18 protein-coding genes are annotated in these 16673 nt (G+C 59.5%); 12 read left to right on the top strand and 6 right to left on the bottom strand.

Annotation, left to right across the window (positions count from 1 at the left end; genetic code table 11):
• Positions 1 to 114 precede the first annotated feature (114 nt).
• The 10 genes from AQS8620_RS06415 to AQS8620_RS06365 all read left to right on the top strand — a co-directional run bounded on the left by AQS8620_RS06415 (position 115) and on the right by AQS8620_RS06365 (position 11329).
• Complete coding sequence (locus tag AQS8620_RS06415; protein WP_085836024.1) at positions 115 to 2433, top strand: phage tail tape measure protein; 2319 nt, start codon at positions 115 to 117, stop codon at positions 2431 to 2433.
• The gene (locus tag AQS8620_RS06410) at positions 2430 to 3101 is read left to right on the top strand and encodes a hypothetical protein (protein ID WP_143267445.1); all 672 of its coding nucleotides are present in this window, start codon (positions 2430 to 2432) and stop codon (positions 3099 to 3101) included. Before AQS8620_RS06415 ends, AQS8620_RS06410 begins: the two co-directional genes overlap by 4 nt.
• Complete coding sequence (locus AQS8620_RS06405; RefSeq protein WP_085836022.1) at positions 3098 to 3685, top strand: hypothetical protein; 588 nt, start codon at positions 3098 to 3100, stop codon at positions 3683 to 3685. Before AQS8620_RS06410 ends, AQS8620_RS06405 begins: the two co-directional genes overlap by 4 nt.
• Complete coding sequence (locus AQS8620_RS06400) at positions 3682 to 4098, top strand: DUF6950 family protein (RefSeq protein ID WP_085836021.1); 417 nt, start codon at positions 3682 to 3684, stop codon at positions 4096 to 4098. Before AQS8620_RS06405 ends, AQS8620_RS06400 begins: the two co-directional genes overlap by 4 nt.
• The gene (locus AQS8620_RS06395; protein WP_085836020.1) at positions 4085 to 6247 is read left to right on the top strand and encodes a phage tail protein; all 2163 of its coding nucleotides are present in this window, start codon (positions 4085 to 4087) and stop codon (positions 6245 to 6247) included. The genes AQS8620_RS06400 and AQS8620_RS06395 overlap by 14 nt, the downstream gene beginning before the upstream one ends.
• 19 nt (positions 6248 to 6266) lie before the next feature.
• Complete coding sequence (locus tag AQS8620_RS06390; RefSeq protein WP_159453208.1) at positions 6267 to 8579, top strand: SGNH/GDSL hydrolase family protein; 2313 nt, start codon at positions 6267 to 6269, stop codon at positions 8577 to 8579.
• Between the two features lie 62 nt (positions 8580 to 8641).
• Complete coding sequence (locus AQS8620_RS06385) at positions 8642 to 9253, top strand: hypothetical protein (protein ID WP_085836018.1); 612 nt, start codon at positions 8642 to 8644, stop codon at positions 9251 to 9253.
• Between the two features lie 3 nt (positions 9254 to 9256).
• Positions 9257 to 9979: a lysozyme gene (locus tag AQS8620_RS17130; RefSeq protein ID WP_200809602.1), complete on the top strand. Its 723-nt coding sequence runs from the start codon at positions 9257 to 9259 to the stop codon at positions 9977 to 9979.
• Positions 9976 to 10296 (top strand): hypothetical protein, encoded by a 321-nt coding sequence (locus AQS8620_RS06375; protein WP_085836017.1) that lies wholly within the window; start codon positions 9976 to 9978, stop codon positions 10294 to 10296. The genes AQS8620_RS17130 and AQS8620_RS06375 overlap by 4 nt, the downstream gene beginning before the upstream one ends.
• Before the next feature lie 658 nt (positions 10297 to 10954).
• On the top strand, positions 10955 to 11329 hold the full coding sequence (locus AQS8620_RS06365) for a thermonuclease family protein (RefSeq protein WP_159453207.1): 375 nt from the start codon (positions 10955 to 10957) through the stop codon (positions 11327 to 11329).
• A 172-nt stretch (positions 11330 to 11501) separates the two neighbouring features.
• On the opposite strand, the gene AQS8620_RS17030 is transcribed toward AQS8620_RS06365, so the two are convergent.
• From AQS8620_RS17030 to AQS8620_RS06340, 6 genes are all read right to left on the bottom strand, one after another.
• A complete protein-coding gene (locus tag AQS8620_RS17030; protein WP_159453206.1) occupies positions 11502 to 11645 on the bottom strand; it encodes a hypothetical protein in 144 nt (47 codons plus the stop codon).
• A gap of 93 nt (positions 11646 to 11738) precedes the next feature.
• The gene (locus AQS8620_RS06360) at positions 11739 to 12254 is read right to left on the bottom strand and encodes a hypothetical protein (RefSeq protein ID WP_085836014.1); all 516 of its coding nucleotides are present in this window, start codon (positions 12252 to 12254) and stop codon (positions 11739 to 11741) included.
• An 80-nt stretch (positions 12255 to 12334) separates the two neighbouring features.
• Entirely contained in the window at positions 12335 to 12523 is a 189-nt protein-coding gene (locus tag AQS8620_RS06355) for a hypothetical protein (protein WP_085836013.1), read from the bottom strand.
• Positions 12520 to 13446 carry a phage Gp37/Gp68 family protein gene (locus AQS8620_RS06350; RefSeq protein ID WP_085836012.1) on the bottom strand — a complete coding sequence of 309 codons (927 nt, stop codon included), beginning with the start codon at positions 13444 to 13446 and terminating at the stop codon, positions 12520 to 12522. The genes AQS8620_RS06355 and AQS8620_RS06350 overlap by 4 nt, the downstream gene beginning before the upstream one ends.
• Entirely contained in the window at positions 13439 to 13771 is a 333-nt protein-coding gene (locus AQS8620_RS06345; RefSeq protein ID WP_085836011.1) for a hypothetical protein, read from the bottom strand. The genes AQS8620_RS06350 and AQS8620_RS06345 overlap by 8 nt, the downstream gene beginning before the upstream one ends.
• A 289-nt stretch (positions 13772 to 14060) precedes the next feature.
• Entirely contained in the window at positions 14061 to 14405 is a 345-nt protein-coding gene (locus AQS8620_RS06340) for a DUF6476 family protein (protein ID WP_234990395.1), read from the bottom strand.
• Between AQS8620_RS06340 and AQS8620_RS06335 the strand changes: the two genes are divergently transcribed.
• Positions 14395 to 15417, top strand: coding sequence for an RluA family pseudouridine synthase (locus AQS8620_RS06335; RefSeq protein ID WP_085836009.1), 1023 nt, complete (start codon positions 14395 to 14397; stop codon positions 15415 to 15417). The two genes, AQS8620_RS06340 and AQS8620_RS06335, sit on opposite strands and share 11 nt — an antisense overlap.
• A gap of 244 nt (positions 15418 to 15661) precedes the next feature.
• Positions 15662 to 16558, top strand: coding sequence for an RNA polymerase sigma factor RpoH (gene rpoH / locus AQS8620_RS06330; RefSeq protein ID WP_085836174.1), 897 nt, complete (start codon positions 15662 to 15664; stop codon positions 16556 to 16558).
• Positions 16559 to 16673: the final 115 nt, after the last annotated feature.

Raw genomic sequence — 16673 nt, 5'->3', positions numbered from 1 at the left:
TGACACCCAAAGAGACCAGCGAACTTGTCGACGCTTGGAACGCGGCCCAATCGGCAGCGTCGGGCGAACTGCCACCCCCCACAATTAAAGACCTAGAGGAGCTTGAGGCGCGGTATGGCTGACGACAACCTTGAAGCAATCACGATCCTCCTGCGAGCAAAGGATAAAGATTTCCAGCGCGCGATGGATCGCAATAACAAGCTGATCGCGCGCATGACAAAAGATGCGGGCAAGAACACAACTGGTATGGCAAAGACGGTTGATGCCAATTTTGCGCGGATGGGAAAGAGTGCGACTGCGCTCGGGAAAACCTTTGTGGCTGGCTTGGCTGCGGGAGCGATTACCACGGCGCTGGATATGGTGGTCAACAACATAGGTCAGACTGTCAAAGGCATCGCCACTATTGGCAATGAAGCGAAGCGCTCAGGCCTGTCAGCGCAGGCATTCCAAGAATGGTCCTATGTTGCGGATCAGAACCGTATTGGTGTCGACGCTCTGGTTGACGGTTTCAAGGAACTCGCTTTGCGCGTGGATGAATTCACGGTGACGGGCGTGGGGCCCGCTGCGGATGCTTTGAAACGCCTCGGCTACAGCAGCGATGAGTTGAAGCGGAAAATCAAAGACCCCTCGGAACTCATGCTGGAAATGCTCGGGCGTATGGAGGGCATGGACAAGGCTGCACAGATCCGCATTTCCGATGAGCTATTCGGCGGCGCTGCGGGCGAGCGCTTTGTTGAAATTCTGGGACAAGGCGAAAATGCCCTACGCGCTACAATTGATCGTGCGCATGATATGGGGGCGGTACTTGACGAGGAGCTGATCGCAAAGGCCGATGTTATCGATCGCAAATGGGCCGATCTATCCACGCGGATGGGTAGCTACGGAAAGCAATTTGCTCTGGCTCTGGCTGACATGATCCCGGGGTTGGCGACAACCAATCTTGAAGATATTTTTGGCACGGATGCGCTCGCCAAGGCTCTTTTGAGTGACGAGGCCTATGCAAAGTTTGCCGACCTGGCTGATATTTCTGATGCAAACGCCGACAGCCTGAGTGAACTGGCCGCCGCCTCTAGCGCCCTTACCGCAGACACCGATGAACTGGCAAATAGTCTTGCTGCCATGGCTCAAATTGCAGAGGTGAGCGGAAACGATGTGATTGCGGACCAAATGGCCCGCGCGGCGGATAACATCGCAGGCCTAAATGCCCAGCTGCAAATGGGCATGATCGATATCGATGAATACAATGCGCTTTTGTCAGACACATTAACCGAAGCGCTCGCCGCCGCTGGTGGATTGGAACAGGTCAGCGGCATAGATATGTCGGCGTTGATCGCCGCCATTGGTGCCGTCACTGGTCAACTGAGCGCTGCCACGTCACAATCGGACCAGCTCAATGCCTCCATTGCAAGACGCCCACAGTCACCTGCCGAAGCGAAGTCAGGCCTACTTGCCGATCTCAATGCCTTGGGCGCTCAAGCGGACGCTGCATCTGATTATGTCAGCGAGCAAGAGCGGCTACAGGGCCTCACAAGAGATCAGCTTGCTCTCGAGCGCGAGGTTGCGAGCGTCCGCGCCGATGCCACAGAAAAGGGTCTGTCGCTTTCGGACGCGCAGATCACTGAAATCGCCTCGGGCAATATTGCGGCAAATGCATCACGCAACACAGGCGGCGGAAAATCGGGCGCCAGCGGTAGCACTCCGGTCGATGACAATTTGCGCGAGGCCGAGCGTTGGATTGACCGAACCCGCACGGCGCTCGAAAAATACGAGGCCGAGCTTGTCCAACTGGAGGCTCTCAACGAGGCCGGTTATTTCGCAGAAGCACCCGAAACCTATGCTCGCGCCGTTGCCCAGGTCACCGATAGCATTGATGAGGAAAAATGGGGCAATATGCGCGATGGCATCGAGGACGTTGCAACCTCATTGCTGACTGCTGCGCGCAATGGCGACAACCTCGGGCAGGTTCTTTTGGATATGCTCACCGATGCCGCGATCCGGTCTGCTGCAGAGGGCCTTGCCAACACACTTGCCGGCATTGGCTCGGGTAGATCGTCCGGCGGCGGTTTCAGTGGCTTTCTCGGGGCGGCTATTTCGAGCATCTTCGGCGGCGCGCGCGCCAATGGTGGTGGCGTGCAAGCGGGCCAGGCCTATCTCGTCAACGAAAACACCCCCAACAGCGAGCTGTTTGTGCCTAGCCAATCTGGCGCAATCCTCAATGTGGGTCAGGCGCAACGGGCTTTGGCCTCACAATCTTCAGGGCCGCAGCAAATCCATTTGGTCGTATCCGGATCGGCTGGCAGTACCTTCCGCAGCGATGTTGCATCAATCTCGGGGCCGCAGTCGATGATCATCACGCGGCAAGCCGTAAAATCTCAATCAAATAGCTCATTGGCGCGCCAGCAATCTATGGCTCAGCGGGGGACGTCGTATTGATCCGATCAACTGTAACGATCCCGCGCTCTTTAATGCGCGTCGCATCCATCGAATGGGACATCGACTGGCGAGGGCAGAGCGCTGGATCTGCAAATGATGGCAGTTCGCAGCTTGTCTATAACAGGTTTCCGAGGTGGGTTGGCGCTGCGACCTTGACGTTGCACGGGGATGCTGCGCGCCAATGGCGTGCAATTAAAGCGTCCGCACAGGGGCGCGTCAATATCTATCGCGTCCCCATGTTCGACCCGCTCAATGGCGGGCCTGCAACCCCCACTGAGTTTCGTCCATCGGGTGTTCCATTTTCGACAGAAGAGAATTTTTCAAACGGCTTGGGCTTTGAGTATGCGCCGTTCGTGCGCGTGGTCACGGGCTGCGCTGCGGGGGCGGCAGAAATCCACGTGGAAGAAGTCTCCGGCCCGGTGCGGGTTGGCTCGCATCTCTCGATCAATGACTGGCCGTTTATCGTGACGTGGCGGGATGAAAATGGGGATGGCACCGTCATCCTCGGTGTGACCCTCTTGCGCGTCACTCTTGCAGTAGGTGATCAGATAGAGATGCGTGCTCACGGTCTTTTTGCGGCTGACTCTGATGATATGGGGCGAATGCCTTACGGGGGTTCCCGTGCCTATGCCCCGGCTCTCAACTTCACGGAATATCTGAACCGATGAGCTACTTCCCGCCTGAGTTCAATCCCCGCGATGATGTCGTGGGGGTGCTGGCGCTTGCCGCCATCGAGGCCGAAGACGGCACGCATCGCTTCATGGTGGGCACCGACGGGCGCTTTATCGACAGTGCGGGTCATGCCTGGTTCGGCTCGCAGCTGCTGTCGGTGGGCGATCTAGAGCTTTCGATCAACGGCACAGCCCCCTCGGGCGCGCTGACGCTCTCGTTCATCCAGGACCCCGACGCGCCGGATCTGATTGCGCAGATGCGCGAACAGGGCGTGGCCGCCATCGAGGGCCGCCCTTTGACGTTTTACCAGCAACCGCTGCGCGCCATGGCCGAGTTCTATGCGCCGACCTTGGCGCCGATCCCCTGGCTCACCCGCACCATGCGCCGCCTGACGTTTGATGCCACGGGCGCGCAGGAACGGTCCATCTCGGTCGAGTTCGAGGCGGCGTCCGAGTACCGACGCACCGCGCGCAGGCGGGTCTACAACACCACCGATCACAGCCAGATGGTTGGCGCGACAAACCCGAGCTTGTCGTTCGTCCCGCGCGACAACTGGCGCTCGGAAAAGATGTTCAGATGACACCGCTTTATTTTGAACTGCACCGGCTGATGTGCGCGCCGTTTGAGTGGGGCCGCTCGGATTGCATGACGGCGCTTGCCGATTGGATTTTGCGCGTGCGCGGCGTGGACCCGCTGGCCACCGTGCGCCTGACCTATCAGTCCGCCAGTGAAGCGGAGCGGCTTTATGGCTGGCTGTCGCGGCCCGTGCAGTCCGTTGATCATTACTTCGTCCCCTGCGGCCTTGGGATGACCGCCGCCCCGGTGCGTGGCGATGTGGGCATCGTCCAGGTGCGCGGCGGCGGCCATGCCGTGGGCGGGATTTGCCTGGGAGAGAATTGGGCCTTTCGCTCCGAGGATCGGGGCGTGGTCACGGTAAAGCCGAAGTTTGTCAGCGTTCTGGGTGCATGGGAGGTTGGCTATGTCGATCCGTAAATCGCTGTTGATTGCGAGCTTTCTGGCGAGCACAGCGCTGACGCCGCGCCCAGCAGAGGCGGGGCCTATCGCAGCCTTCGTTGTGGGCGGCTTTAGCTACTTTGCCAGTGCAGGCGTCGCGGCGGGGCTTGCGGCCGGCACGGCATATGCCGGTGCCTTTGCCGCCGGTGCCTCGGCGGCAGCCTTCTTGGGCGGCTCGGTTTTGGGGCGGGTTCTGGTTGGTATTGGGATCTCGGCCGTCAGCGCAGCGCTCACAAATCGCACGCCCCAGGTGGCCGTGAGCTCTCCCTCCGAGCGGCTGGTCAATTACGCGCAGCCCGTGTCCTACATGCGCCGCGGCTATGGCCGGATCCGGACAGGCGGCATTGTGGGCTTTACCGGCTTTGCCAACAACTTCCGCCATGTGGTGATCCTTGTGGCAGCCCATACGACCAAGGGCCCCGTGACATACTACCTCGATAAAACGGAGGTTGCGCTCGACGGGGGGGACATCCTGACCGAGCCCTTTGCGGGGCACGGCAGCATTCGGCCCCACATCGGGTTTGCGGGTCAAATCGTTGACAACGTTCTGGCTGAAAACTTCCCCGAGATCACGGCGGCGCATGATTTTGCGGGGCTGTCGTATTTTGCCTTTGCGGGCGAGCGTGTCGCGGACAGCAAGTTTGCCGATGTCTACCCCGGGGGAGACATCTGGAACGTCTCGGCCGTGTGGGACATGTGCGACACGATCTATGATCCGCGCGACGGGCTGACAAAGTGGACCGATAACGCAGCGCTCGTGATCGCGCATGAGCTCGTCCATACGCTTGGCGCCGAGGTCGATTGGGATGAGGTCGCGATTGAGGCGGATGTCTGCGATGCGCTGGTCACCAACCGCGACGGCGCGCAGCAGCGGCGCTGGACGATCAATGCCGAGTTTACCGATGACATGGAATGGGATGACGTGCGCGACCGGCTGATCACGGCCTGCGACGGGTATATGTTCGAGCGACCCGACGGCAAAATGGGGTTCCGCGTCGGGCGCTGGATTGAACCGACTGTGACACTGACGGGCGCAGACTTTGTGTCGTTCTCGGTCACAGATGGCAAAGACCTCGGTACTGCCTCGCAGTTCGTCGTGCGCTATGCAGAGCCCGCGAATGATTACGAGGAAAGCCAGACCGGCGTCTATGTCTACGACGACACCGCGCGGCGGATCACGTCAGAGACCACCGCCTATGAAATCGACAGCCACAATCAGGCGTGGCGCGTCGCCCAGCGTCTGGCGCGGCTTGCCAATGCGGGCCGAAGTATCCGCGCGACCGTGGAGCTGATCGGCTTCGAGCTGATCGGCGAGCGTTTTGTGCACATCGATCACGCAGAACTCGGGATCGTGGGGGACTTCGAGATCTCCAAATTGGTGCGCAACGAGGACGGGCTGACATTCTCGCTCGAGGCAGTAGCGACCCGTGCGACCGACTTTGTCTCGGATGCCTCAACCGAAGAGCCGGCGCGGCCGGTTTATGACCAGGTGGAAAGCGACGACACGGTGCCCGATGTCACGGGCCTTGCCGGTGCGGCGCTCGATGGCTCGTCCATCCTGTGGCAGTGGGACGCGCAGGGCGCGAGCCTGACCCAGCAGCTCCAGCTGCGCTCGATCGAGGCCGGCATCGAGGATTGGGTGACCTATGGCGCACTGGAAGGGCAGGCGCAGCTGCTGCTGTCGGGTTTGCTGGATGGGGCAAGCTATGAGGCTCAGGTGCGCAACCGCACGAGCGCGGGGCGCTTGGGAAGCTGGAGCGCGTCCGTGACCGTCGCGGCCGTGGCCAACAGCACGCCGCCTGTGGCGCTGACCGCCTTTGCCGCCAGCGCCGATGGCGTCGACGGGCTGGTCACGTTTACGGCCCCGAACGATCCCAACTACTACGCCACGCGGATCTGGCGCGCCGATTATGCCAGCGGCTACGCAGGCACGGTGTCCTTTGCAGACGCCGCCCTCATCCAGACCGAATACGGCATCCCCTCCACCGGTGACAGCTACCGCGATCCGGCGCTGGCCTCCGGCGTCTACGCCTATTGGGGCGTGCCCATCAATGCCAGCGGGCGGCCTGAAATCTCCGAGACCTTGCCCGCAACGGCATCGGGTCCCGCCACCCTTGAAATCATCTGAACATAGCGAGGTCCTGAAAATGGTCACAAAAACCCCGACAGAAGTCTGGCGCGGCAATCCGCCCAGCGACCTGCACCGGCCCAGCCTGGTCGATGCTGCCCGCCTTGCCGATGAAACACTGGCATTGGTCGGTGAAGTGAGTGCGGGGGTGTCGGGGTTAGGTGTGCGTGCGGATGGCATCGAAGCCGATGTGACGAACCTCGGCGCAGACATCGCGACCCTCGACAGTCGCGTCGCAGAGCAAGAGGCGCGCGAGTTTGTCGAAAGCCCTATCTACGCCACCACAGCGGCAGGGCTTGCTGCAACCGCCGTCAGTGAAATTTTCAAGGTTCGCACAGATGATCCGGCGACAGTCGCTTACTATGAGTATCTGCACGACACGGGTGACGTTGCGATACTCACCACAACGGTGCCAGCGACGGCTGTGCTGGTGTCGAAGGCGGATCAGTCCGAACTTGATGCGCTCTATCTGCGCGCGGGCACGCAGGACCTATTTGGCGAGACTGTACAGACATCATCAACATACAGCGCGCGCCTCAGCTATGGTGGGTGGCTCTTGGGTCAGGACAGCGATGCGGCAATCGACGCGGTCCTTAATCGCCTCGATATCGAAGCGCGCGTTGCCGTCACGGCGACGAATTTGCGTGTGCGGCTTTGGTCAAGAATCTTCGGGGTTGCCGAAACCGCACCTGGCGCGGATGCCAGCGATGTGATGGTCGCAGACCTGACCTACACGCTGGCCGAATTGGGCATGGCATCAGGTGCTACCTACGATCTATCTCTCGACATCGGTCAAATTGAAAAGCCCGCCGGCACGATCATCGGCTTTGAGTTTTGGGGCGACGATGGTGCTGGCACCAAGACCGTGACTGGCATCGGCACTGCGTCCGGCGAGGCTGTGACGGGCGGCATCTATTCTCTTTTCTACCGCACTGACCAGACTACGTGGGGATTGGCGGCATCGTTGCGCCCGCTTTATGCAGTTTACGCAGTCGAGAGTGCCGTCAAAAAAGATTTTGCGGTCCAACGTTTAAGCGCAAAAATTGAAAACTCAGATTCCCGTATCGCAGCGCTGGAAAACTCTCCGTCTGCGGTTGCGTCTGACATTGCAACGCCTCGCAACTACGGGGTGGACGGCTACGCAGGTCGGGCAGATTACACCGTTGCCAACACTGGCGGCGGCACGTGGGAAACTGTCGTGTCCGCCCCCGCCGACTGCTACGCCGTGCGCGCCATTTTTTATCATGGTGACAGCACAAGGTCTGTCGGGATCGCTGCCGCATCTATTAAGGCGATTGGTAGTGTTGCAGCGATGGGCGGGACAGGGTTCACGCCGCTGACATTTGGCGGCGATAGCGGGGTAACGTTGCCTCCCACAGGCGGCACTAGGGGCGTGTCCATGTGCCGGTCTGATCTGGTCTATCTGCCGTCTATTCCTCGCACAGACGGCGGAACGGTGCCCCTCTTTGCCATTCGGGCCTATGTGCCTACCGAGGGTTTCAAGGCGATGGGCAAGGCGGACGGGACCACTGATCGCCTTAATTGGGCCACGCATCCTGATCGTCCATGGGTCAGCCGGTACAATGCGGGCGATTGCGTGAGCAGTGAGGCGTCGTTTGTATCCACGACAAATATCTCGCACAGCCCTGTGGTTGGGCTGGAGTTTCATTGTCATTCGCAAGTCCTGACGTTGATGGCGGTTGGTGACAGCCAGACAAACGGCGAGGGCGGCGGGATAACCTATTCGGGGGCATCGTGGGGCTTTGAAGCGGCTGTTGCTAAAACCGCCGCCGGTGGGGCACCTGTGGGTTATCTCAACCTTGGCTCGTCGGGATCAAACTCTGCGAGCTTCCAGTTGCGACTAGATGCGGCGCTTTCCGCAGGCATCTTGCCCGACATGTGCATCATGCAGGGGTTCAGCGGGAACGACATAGGGGGCGATGATCAGGTCACTGATGCTATCATCGCCACGGCGTCTGAGCGTCTGGTGCGAAACCTCGCGCAGATCACGGATCGAGGTATATGCCCGATCTTGTGGACCGCTGTCCCCTACAATCCGGCCTCCCGCGATCTCGGCGCGTCGGATGCTTTGCGCCGCGCCTATAATGACAGACTGCGGTCTGTCGCGTCTCGCGGTGCAATTGTCATGGACTTCGATGCGGCTGTCCGGTCTGGCGTGATCGACGGTGACGGCCAAATGGGCCTCGATACAGATTACACCTCTGACAACACACACCTGGACGACGCCGGGATCGCGAGGGTCTCGCCTCTGGTTGTGGCCGCCCTTGCTGCTACGGATGTTGAGCGTGCGGGAGGGCTGATGGTTGTTTAAATTACCTCAAATGGCGGGGCGACTGTTTCCAGTCCTTCGCACGGGTTCGCGGGGGTCTGACTGTGACGTTCTCTGACTTCGCCCCCCGCGTCCGCACCGTTGCGGGCCTAATCCGTGACGCAAGCTATCTGATCGTCGTCGTGACCCCGGCGCTCGGTCTAATGCTCTATGGCCTCTACGTTTGGAACCGCGACACGATTGTTTCGACAGTGCGCTCCGAACTCGGCATTGAGGGGCTGGCAACGCGGGAAAACGTCGAACAACTTTCGATGCGCGTGGGCGACCTGACTGCGGCTGTCCGCACGGCATCCGGCGATGATCGGGTAATCCGGCAACCGATCGGCATGTCCTATGTTTCCGAGCCTGTCTCGGTGGGCCAAAGCGTGACGCTCAACCTCGTTTTGGAGCGCACCGCGTTGGGAGAGCGGTGTGTTTTCGTCGGCGGCCAAAGCCTTTTTGCAGATGCGACAAATATCGTGGTCAGCGGATCGCCGGTCCTTCCCCAGAGACAAATCGCCCTGACAGCAACGCGGTTGCGCGTGGTTCTTGATCCGCCCCAGACGCTGCTGCCCGGACGCATCGAACTGTATCTGGCGCTCGAATACGACTGCGCCGGCAAGCGTGTTTTCGATCGCACCGATGTGGTCGCCTATCAACTGCTCGCGAAAGGATAGAGCATGAAACTGATCCCTGAATGGCGCGCGGTCCTGACCGGCGCATGGTCCTCCCTCATTGCAATGATCGGGGCTGTTGTCTTGGCGGCCGGCTCGGCGTGGGAATACTTCGCGCCCGAGGACCTTGGCCTTGCCTCGTGGCAATACCTCCTGATCTCGTCGGCCCTGTCCGCTCTCGTGACAGGCGCGCGCGTGACGCAGCAAGAGGCACTGGCCGCAAAGATCGCGGGCTATCTCAAAGACACCTCGGGCGCGGTGCGCAAGCGCGTGATCGGGGGGGCCGTGGCGGCTGTCATGGCGCTGTCCGTGCCGATGGTCGCAAAGTGGGAAGGGATGCGAACGGAGGCCTATCGCGATGTTGTCGGCGTCTGGACTGTCTGCGCGGGCGAGACCGACGGTGTGCGGGCAGAAGACAGCTACACGGCGGAGGAATGCAGCGCGATGCTCGGCGCGCGCGTGGCTGAGTTTCACGGGACCATGCTCAAGTGCGTTCCCGAAATGGCCGGGGCCCCGATCGAGGTGCAGGCGGCGGTTACAAGCTGGTCGTACAATGTCGGGACTGGTGCGGCCTGTGGGTCCACGTTGGCGCGATACCTGCGGGCTGGCGACTGGCGGGCGGCCTGTGATCAGCTACCGCGCTGGAACCGTGCTGGCGGGCGTATTTGGGCGGGTCTGGTCAATCGTCGCGCGGATGAACGAGGCCTGTGCCTGTCGGGGCTGACATGAACCGTCTCGCGCTCTCGCTGCTGGCCGTGTTGCTGGGGACCTTCGCGGCCGGAGGCTGGCTGTGGCACCGCAACGGCGTTCTGCGAGCTGATTTGGCGGTGGAGCGCGCGGCCAAAGATCAGGCACTTGCCGACCTCGATGCGCAGAAGTCCGTCACCGCCATTTTGAACCGCGCGATGATCGCTGCTCGTGCGCGCGCCACTGACTTTGCCGCAATGCGAGAGGAACTTGCCGATGTGGACGATCCCGAAACTTGCCGTAGCCCTGTTGTCGATCGGGCTTTTGACGTCCTGCGATCACGCGAAGCCAATCGTTGAGGTGCCGAGCGAGTTGCTGCGCCGTGAGCCGCTCACAGAAATCCCGCCTGCCGGTGCGTCAAACCGTGTGCAGGCGGGCTATGTATTGGATAGTCGGGAGTGGATGGAAGGGGCGGACGCGCAGATCGACGGGTTGATTGGGGTGGTTTGTATTGTCGCGGTGTGTTGAGGCTTTGTTTAATCTCGCATTCGTTGAAGAATCCCACGATACTAAAATACGGTTGCGTAGATCAGGGATATGCGGATGGCGTCTAGTTCGAGGGAAGAGGCGGTTTTAATCGGGATCGAAGCTGTGAAGGGCGCTTTCCTGCTGAATGGTGCGGCCGCAGTTGCTCTATTGGGTTTTCTCGCATCGACATCTGCGACAGCGAGCCACAGCCTGATGGTGGCCGCTTCTTGCGCATTGGTTAAGTTCTCAATCGGAGCTGCATGCGCGCCATTGAGCTACGTGTGCAGCTACATCGCAGTGCACGCTCAGAATGGTGGCTTAGGTTCATGCATAGGGTGGAAATGGTTTCAAGGCTCGGCCCTTTTATTCGGCTTCACCCCTGTAATCTTTTTTGTTTGGGCCGTCCTCGCGTTCGCTCCTGCCCTCGCGCTGCCCTAAATGGTTTCTAAAGCCATGCGCAAACTTCTCACCCTCTTCCTCTTCGCCTCGATGCCTGCCCACGCTGACACCGTCCCCGACTGCGGCCTCTACACCTACCGCGTCGAGGTCCAGCGCGTGATCGACGGTGACACCATCGTGGCGAACATCGATCTCGGCTTTGATACATGGCTGCACAACGAGCACCTGCGGCTCTACGGCATCAATACGCCCGAGCGTGGTCAGCCCGGATACCAAGAGGCCATCGACGTGCTGACATCGCGCATCCAAGGCCAGCCCGTCTACATCTGCACGCACAAGATGAAGCGAAGTGATGCTGAGGCTACGGGCTCGTTTGGCCGCTATCTGGCCACGGTTTATGTGAATGGCGAGGACATCAACCAGTGGTTGGTCGGGCAGGGGCTGGCCGTGGTGTTCAGGGAGTGAGCGAAGCTGGGCTTCGCGGCATGGCGGGCTTGCGGGGGTGGTTCAGTAGGACAGTGGTTTTTATAGACAAATAATCAAGCGCTGAACGTTTATAAATCCACTTACTTTCGAGCAACAAAAAAGGCCCAGCCAATTCTATGGGTGGGCCTTCACGAGGATGCATCTTGGAGCTTTAAGCTGCCAATTTCTGCGTAATTGGAGATGGCTGCTTCATCCCAAAAAAATCTGATTTCTTGATGGTCTCAAGTGTCATCGACTGAAGCGCTTTACGCACGGCGGCTTCTACCGCATTTGCCATTGCTACTTGCTCTGTCATGTCTGGTCCCGAACTTTTTTGATGTGTTTCTAGGTTGCTTCTTACTGTGTTTTGATCATTTTCTGATTCTTACATCATCTTCTTAGACAAGATTTAGGTTTTTGAAAGGTAAATCCAAGCGCCCTTCATCTTAACTTCTTTGAAATTGCCGTCCTTTTCGGCTTCCTCTGTGAAGCGATGAGCGAACTGAATCTCCGCAAAACTACGTAGGTGAAACTTGATGTGGCGAGCTTTCATCTCGTTGAAAGATAAGCTGATTGTTCCAACGAACACACTGACGAGCGCATCTTCATATGAGCGAAGTACGTGGCTGTCTCCGAAGTCAAAATCAGGAGAAAAAGTGATGTGCCGAATGCGCAAAACTTTGCCGTCATAACCAGGAAGATGGGAGCAGTTTGCATGACACGCTGCAATGTACTTACCATTTCCATCCGTTGCAGCGTAGACACCAGCTGCACGATTGGTGGGCTCAGAGGAAGCTAGTTCTTCTAGGATTGGCATGGAAGCAGCCGCATAGTCCTCGAAATTTTCACCATAATTTTGGCACTCTTCCTCCCATTGTTTGGTGAGAGCTTGCCAGTGGCCGTTAAAGTTCGAAACGAGTTGCATCTATCCAAATACCCTTGAAATTTAAAATTTTACAGTCAGAGCTCTTTATTGTGCCCTTACTGAAAAAGTTCCAGATCTTTTTAGGAAGCTATGCCTTGATTAGCCGCTCCCAACCCAAGCGCGGCTTCCAGCTCCACCACGCGGGCGGACAGGGCGCGCAGATTGTCCGAATATACGTGTCGTGCCCAGCCAAGGTTTTGCGCGTGGTCGTCGAAAATCTCGCAGGCATCATCTATCCACGCTGCGTCTGTTTCGTTTTCAGCAATCACGGCCTCCTCTCGTTGGGGTGGGGGTATCCATCATGCTCGACGCCATCGAGCGTGCGGCCTGCGAGTTTCTTGCCCGTGCGGCGCACTGTTCGTCCGTCTGGAAATTTGAAATGATCGCCCGGTCCCTCTGCCTCCGACACTGAGACCCATTCGCCCCACTGCTTGAAGTGAAAGGCGACACCAGCGGCCTTACACTGATCGCGCAGGGACCGTGCCCACTGTGGGTTCATCGGGCGCGCATTCGGGCCGCTCTCTCCGCCAGCGATGATCCAGTCGAGTGCTGGCTGATCTACAAATGGGCCTTCATCCTCATCGCCCCAATCGGCGCTGGCTTGATTTGCCGAGTATGACCTGAGTGCGTCTATCGCGCTCCACCCGTCCTCGCAAAGACTCGTCAGATCGACAGGCCCTAGCAGCGGCTCCATGCTCAGGAATCGCACCGCAGCGGGCACGGCCAGCAGCTTCGGAATGTCGCGCTCTGCCTCAGCCTGATTGACGATGGTGCATCCCAACCAGACATTTTCCCAACCTACACCCCAATCGGCGGGCAGCATCTTTGCGATGTTTCCAGGGCGCTTTGTCAGCAAGAGCCAATCCAGATTCGGTGTCGCGCGGATCAGGTCAAACAGGTCGGCCCGCCATTTCGGATCAACGGCATTGTCAAACACGTCTGCTAGGCTGGCGCAGAAAACGCGCGGGCGAGTGCAGAACTTTTCCGCCTCTTTGTTCCACCGGATCGGTTTCGCCCAATTGGACGCGCTTGTGCGGCGGCGGGGTGCGCTCGGGCCCCAATTAGTGCCGCCTGTAAAGCGGACGTTGCGCGCCTCCGCATAGCAGTTGTCGCACCCGGGGCCGACCTTCTGACAGCCTTCCCACGGATTGAACGTGTGGGTGGTCCATTCGATGTTGCTGTTCTCAGCCATTGTAGACACCGAACAAAACGGCGCGCTGCTCGCTGGTAAAGTCCTTCATGGCCTCTCGACCCTCGGCAGAATTGGCCCACTCGTCGCTTTCCTCTTCGGTCGCGTCAAATTCACCATTTGCGACACGGGCTGCAAATTTTGTGAGCCCTGCGGCCATGAGAGCCTCATGCAGCGCGGTCGGACCGCACAGGTGCACTGTGCCGTAGTCATCAAATTCCCCCGTAAGGGCGCGCACGGCCAGTTTCTCGTAAGTCGTGGCATTCTGTTGGTTGGCTTTTGCGGCGGCCTTGCGCAGCTCTCCGGCCAGTCTCTCGCTCGTCTTCATTTCTCAGTTCCTCTCGTTGGAATTTCGGCGGATCGGGATTGATCCAACCGTCGCATGAACGGCAAATATCGCCGCTCTTGTGATCCAACCGAGAGAGTTAAGAGATTGATTTTACTTGGTGTTGCCTGATTTCAAATAGGATTGTGGATCAGGAGGTCCCCCGTTCGAGCCGGGGTGGTGGTACCATTTCCCCCCGATGTTACGCGATACGCTGATGGAATGGCTTCATGCAAAGCCCTCGGGCAGCTGTTTGTGCGGCGCGCCGGCACGGGGCTGCGCGCTTTGGCGATCAGGGCGCGGCGGGTGCGACGGAGGGAGTGATTGGAACGCTCTGGCGCAGATCGCCGTCCCGCGTGTAGATCTCGATGCGCTCGGCATCGCCGTCAAGCACCACCACCGCGTACCACCCCATGCCCTGCGTCACCGCCACGGCTGTACCCGACCCCGCCAAGGTGATTGCCTCGGGCAGGGTGATGGCCTGCTGAGGCGCACGGAAGCGGATGACAATCAGCCCGATCAGGACTACAAGCCCCAAAATCATGGTCACCATCAGCGTGACGACCAAACGCCGCAACATCCGCAGCTGCGGTGTTTCTTCAAATTCCGCCGGAGCCTCTTGCCGCATGCCGTTCATCACTGTCTCTTTCACCATCGCGGAAGATCCGCCCAACCGTCTTGATAAAGCGATTGCGCGCGATGTGCCAGCCGAGGCGAACCTGTCGCGCTCGCGTCTGGCCAAGCTGTTGGTCGAAGAGGCGGTGACCGTGAACGGCACATTGGCGACGGATCAAAAGGCCAAAGTTGCGCAGGGCGATGTGGTCGAGATCACCGTCGAGGAGGCGGTGGATACCGCGCTTGTGCCCGAAGACATTCCGCTTGAGGTGGTCTTTGAAGATGCGCATCTCATCGTTGTGAACAAACCCGTCGGCATGGTGGTCCACCCCGCCCCCGGCACCCCGCGCGGTACGCTGGTGAATGCGCTGATGCATCACTGCGGCGACAGCCTGTCGGGCATCGGCGGGGAAAAACGCCCCGGTATCGTGCATCGCATCGACAAGGATACCTCGGGTCTTTTGGTGGTGGCGAAATCCGACGAGGCCCATCACGGGTTGGCCAAACAATTCGAAAAACATACCGTCGAGCGCAAATATACCGCGCTGGTCTATGGGGTGCCCGATGCTGCAGATCCCCGTCTGCGCGGCACAAGGGGGGTGTCGTTCGAGGGCTCGAATATCATGAAAATCACCACCGAACTGGCGCGCCACAAACATGACCGCCAACGTCAGGCGGTGTGTTTTTCGGGGGGGCGGCACGCGATCACCCGCGCGCGGGTCGTCGAGGCCTTCGGGGCGCCGCCCTCTGTGGCGCTGATGGAATGTTGGCTGGAAACCGGTCGCACGCATCAGATTCGCGTGCATATGACCCATGCGGGCCACAGCCTTGTGGGGGATCAAACCTACGGGAATAAGCGCAAAATCGGGCGCGAGGCCCTGCCGCAGGCCGCGCGCGATGCTTTGGCGGAGTTTCCCCGTCAGGCGCTGCACGCTGCCGTGTTGGGCTTTGTCCATCCGGTGACGGGCGAGGATGTCCATTTCGAAGCGGCGCTGCCGCAGGATTTTCAGGGCCTGTTGGACATTCTGGGCTGATCGCACGGCGCTTGCGGGTGTAACATGAACCACATTGGCGTGAGCGGGGACGGGTTTTGTGGAACAGCACCGGCATCGCGCGCATTATACGTCCTGAGGTATAGGGTTGGCGCGTCGATCAGTGTCAAAAACTGCTTTGCGTTAACGTTTTATCGGCGCCGAAGGGGAATACTCCCTTGAACGCCCGAACCGCGATCCCAGATATGTTAAGCCTCGATACATTCGCGGGGCGCGAGGAGAGATGATGGCCAACTACGCAAATTTGCCGGCACCGTCACCGGAACAGGGGCTGAACCGCTACCTGCAAGAAATCCGCAAGTTCCCGATGCTGGAGCCGGAAGAGGAATACATGCTTGCCAAGAACTGGGTGGAAAACCAGGACAGTTCCTCGGCGCACAAGCTGGTCACCTCCCACCTGCGTCTGGCGGCAAAAATCGCGATGGGCTATCGCGGCTACGGCCTGCCCCAAGCCGAAGTGATTTCCGAAGCCAATGTGGGGTTGATGCAGGCGGTCAAACGCTTTGATCCCGAAAAGGGATTTCGCCTGTCGACCTATGCGATGTGGTGGATCCGCGCGAGTATCCAGGAATATATCCTGCGCTCGTGGAGCCTTGTGAAGCTGGGCACGACCTCTGCGCAAAAGAAACTGTTTTTCAATCTGCGCAAGGCCAAGGCGCGCATCGGGGCCTTTGAAGAGGGCGATCTGCGCCCTGACAATGTGCAGCGGATTGCGACCGATCTGGGCGTCACCGAAGACGAGGTGATTTCGATGAACCGCCGGATGGCGGGGGGCGATGCGTCGCTCAATGCCTCCGTGGGGTCCGAGGACGATGGCACCGCGCAGTGGCAGGACTGGCTTGAGGATGAAACTGCGGATCAGGCCGGCGATTTTGCCGAGCGCGACGAATTGGAAAGCCGTCGTGAAATGATGGCCGAGGCGATGGAAGTGCTCAACGAACGCGAGCGCGACATCCTGATTCAGCGCCGCTTGCAGGACCAGCCTGTTACGCTTGAGGATCTATCGGGGCGCTACGAGGTGTCGCGCGAACGTATCCGCCAGATCGAGGTGCGCGCGTTCGAGAAGTTGCAAAAACGCATGCAAGAGCTTGCCGCGCAGCAGGGTCTGCTGTCCGAGGACTGATCCTGTTTGCGACCATCATGCGATGCGAAAAGGGGCGGGGGACCGTCCCTTTTTCTTTGGGGTTTCGGGCGAGGGGGCTTTGGGCCATGGTAGCGCCAACAGACATGATTTCACG

Origin of the sequence: Aquimixticola soesokkakensis, from assembly GCF_900172375.1 — a bacterium.
GTDB classification, from domain to species: Bacteria; Pseudomonadota; Alphaproteobacteria; order Rhodobacterales; family Rhodobacteraceae; genus Aquimixticola; species Aquimixticola soesokkakensis.
Note: the sequence above shows the minus strand (reverse complement) of the source record. Positions and strands in the feature narration are given on the sequence as shown.

What these genes read in the sequence shown, in the direction of transcription:
- AQS8620_RS17030 (WP_159453206.1), bottom strand. Translation starts at nt 11,645, where the DNA reads ATGACAGAGCAAGTAGCAATGGCAAATGCGGTAGAAGCCGCCGTGCGT.
- AQS8620_RS06390 (WP_159453208.1), top strand. Translation starts at nt 6,267, where the DNA reads ATGGTCACAAAAACCCCGACAGAAGTCTGGCGCGGCAATCCGCCCAGC.
- AQS8620_RS06335 (WP_085836009.1), top strand. Translation starts at nt 14,395, where the DNA reads ATGCCGTTCATCACTGTCTCTTTCACCATCGCGGAAGATCCGCCCAAC.
- AQS8620_RS17130 (WP_200809602.1), top strand. Translation starts at nt 9,257, where the DNA reads ATGAAACTGATCCCTGAATGGCGCGCGGTCCTGACCGGCGCATGGTCC.
- AQS8620_RS06340 (WP_234990395.1), bottom strand. Translation starts at nt 14,405, where the DNA reads ATGAACGGCATGCGGCAAGAGGCTCCGGCGGAATTTGAAGAAACACCG.
- AQS8620_RS06415 (WP_085836024.1), top strand. Translation starts at nt 115, where the DNA reads ATGGCTGACGACAACCTTGAAGCAATCACGATCCTCCTGCGAGCAAAG.
- AQS8620_RS06345 (WP_085836011.1), bottom strand. Translation starts at nt 13,771, where the DNA reads ATGAAGACGAGCGAGAGACTGGCCGGAGAGCTGCGCAAGGCCGCCGCA.
- rpoH (WP_085836174.1), top strand. Translation starts at nt 15,662, where the DNA reads ATGGCCAACTACGCAAATTTGCCGGCACCGTCACCGGAACAGGGGCTG.
- AQS8620_RS06360 (WP_085836014.1), bottom strand. Translation starts at nt 12,254, where the DNA reads ATGCAACTCGTTTCGAACTTTAACGGCCACTGGCAAGCTCTCACCAAA.
- AQS8620_RS06400 (WP_085836021.1), top strand. Translation starts at nt 3,682, where the DNA reads ATGACACCGCTTTATTTTGAACTGCACCGGCTGATGTGCGCGCCGTTT.
- AQS8620_RS06375 (WP_085836017.1), top strand. Translation starts at nt 9,976, where the DNA reads ATGAACCGTCTCGCGCTCTCGCTGCTGGCCGTGTTGCTGGGGACCTTC.
- AQS8620_RS06395 (WP_085836020.1), top strand. Translation starts at nt 4,085, where the DNA reads ATGTCGATCCGTAAATCGCTGTTGATTGCGAGCTTTCTGGCGAGCACA.
- AQS8620_RS06405 (WP_085836022.1), top strand. Translation starts at nt 3,098, where the DNA reads ATGAGCTACTTCCCGCCTGAGTTCAATCCCCGCGATGATGTCGTGGGG.
- AQS8620_RS06350 (WP_085836012.1), bottom strand. Translation starts at nt 13,446, where the DNA reads ATGGCTGAGAACAGCAACATCGAATGGACCACCCACACGTTCAATCCG.
- AQS8620_RS06365 (WP_159453207.1), top strand. Translation starts at nt 10,955, where the DNA reads ATGCCTGCCCACGCTGACACCGTCCCCGACTGCGGCCTCTACACCTAC.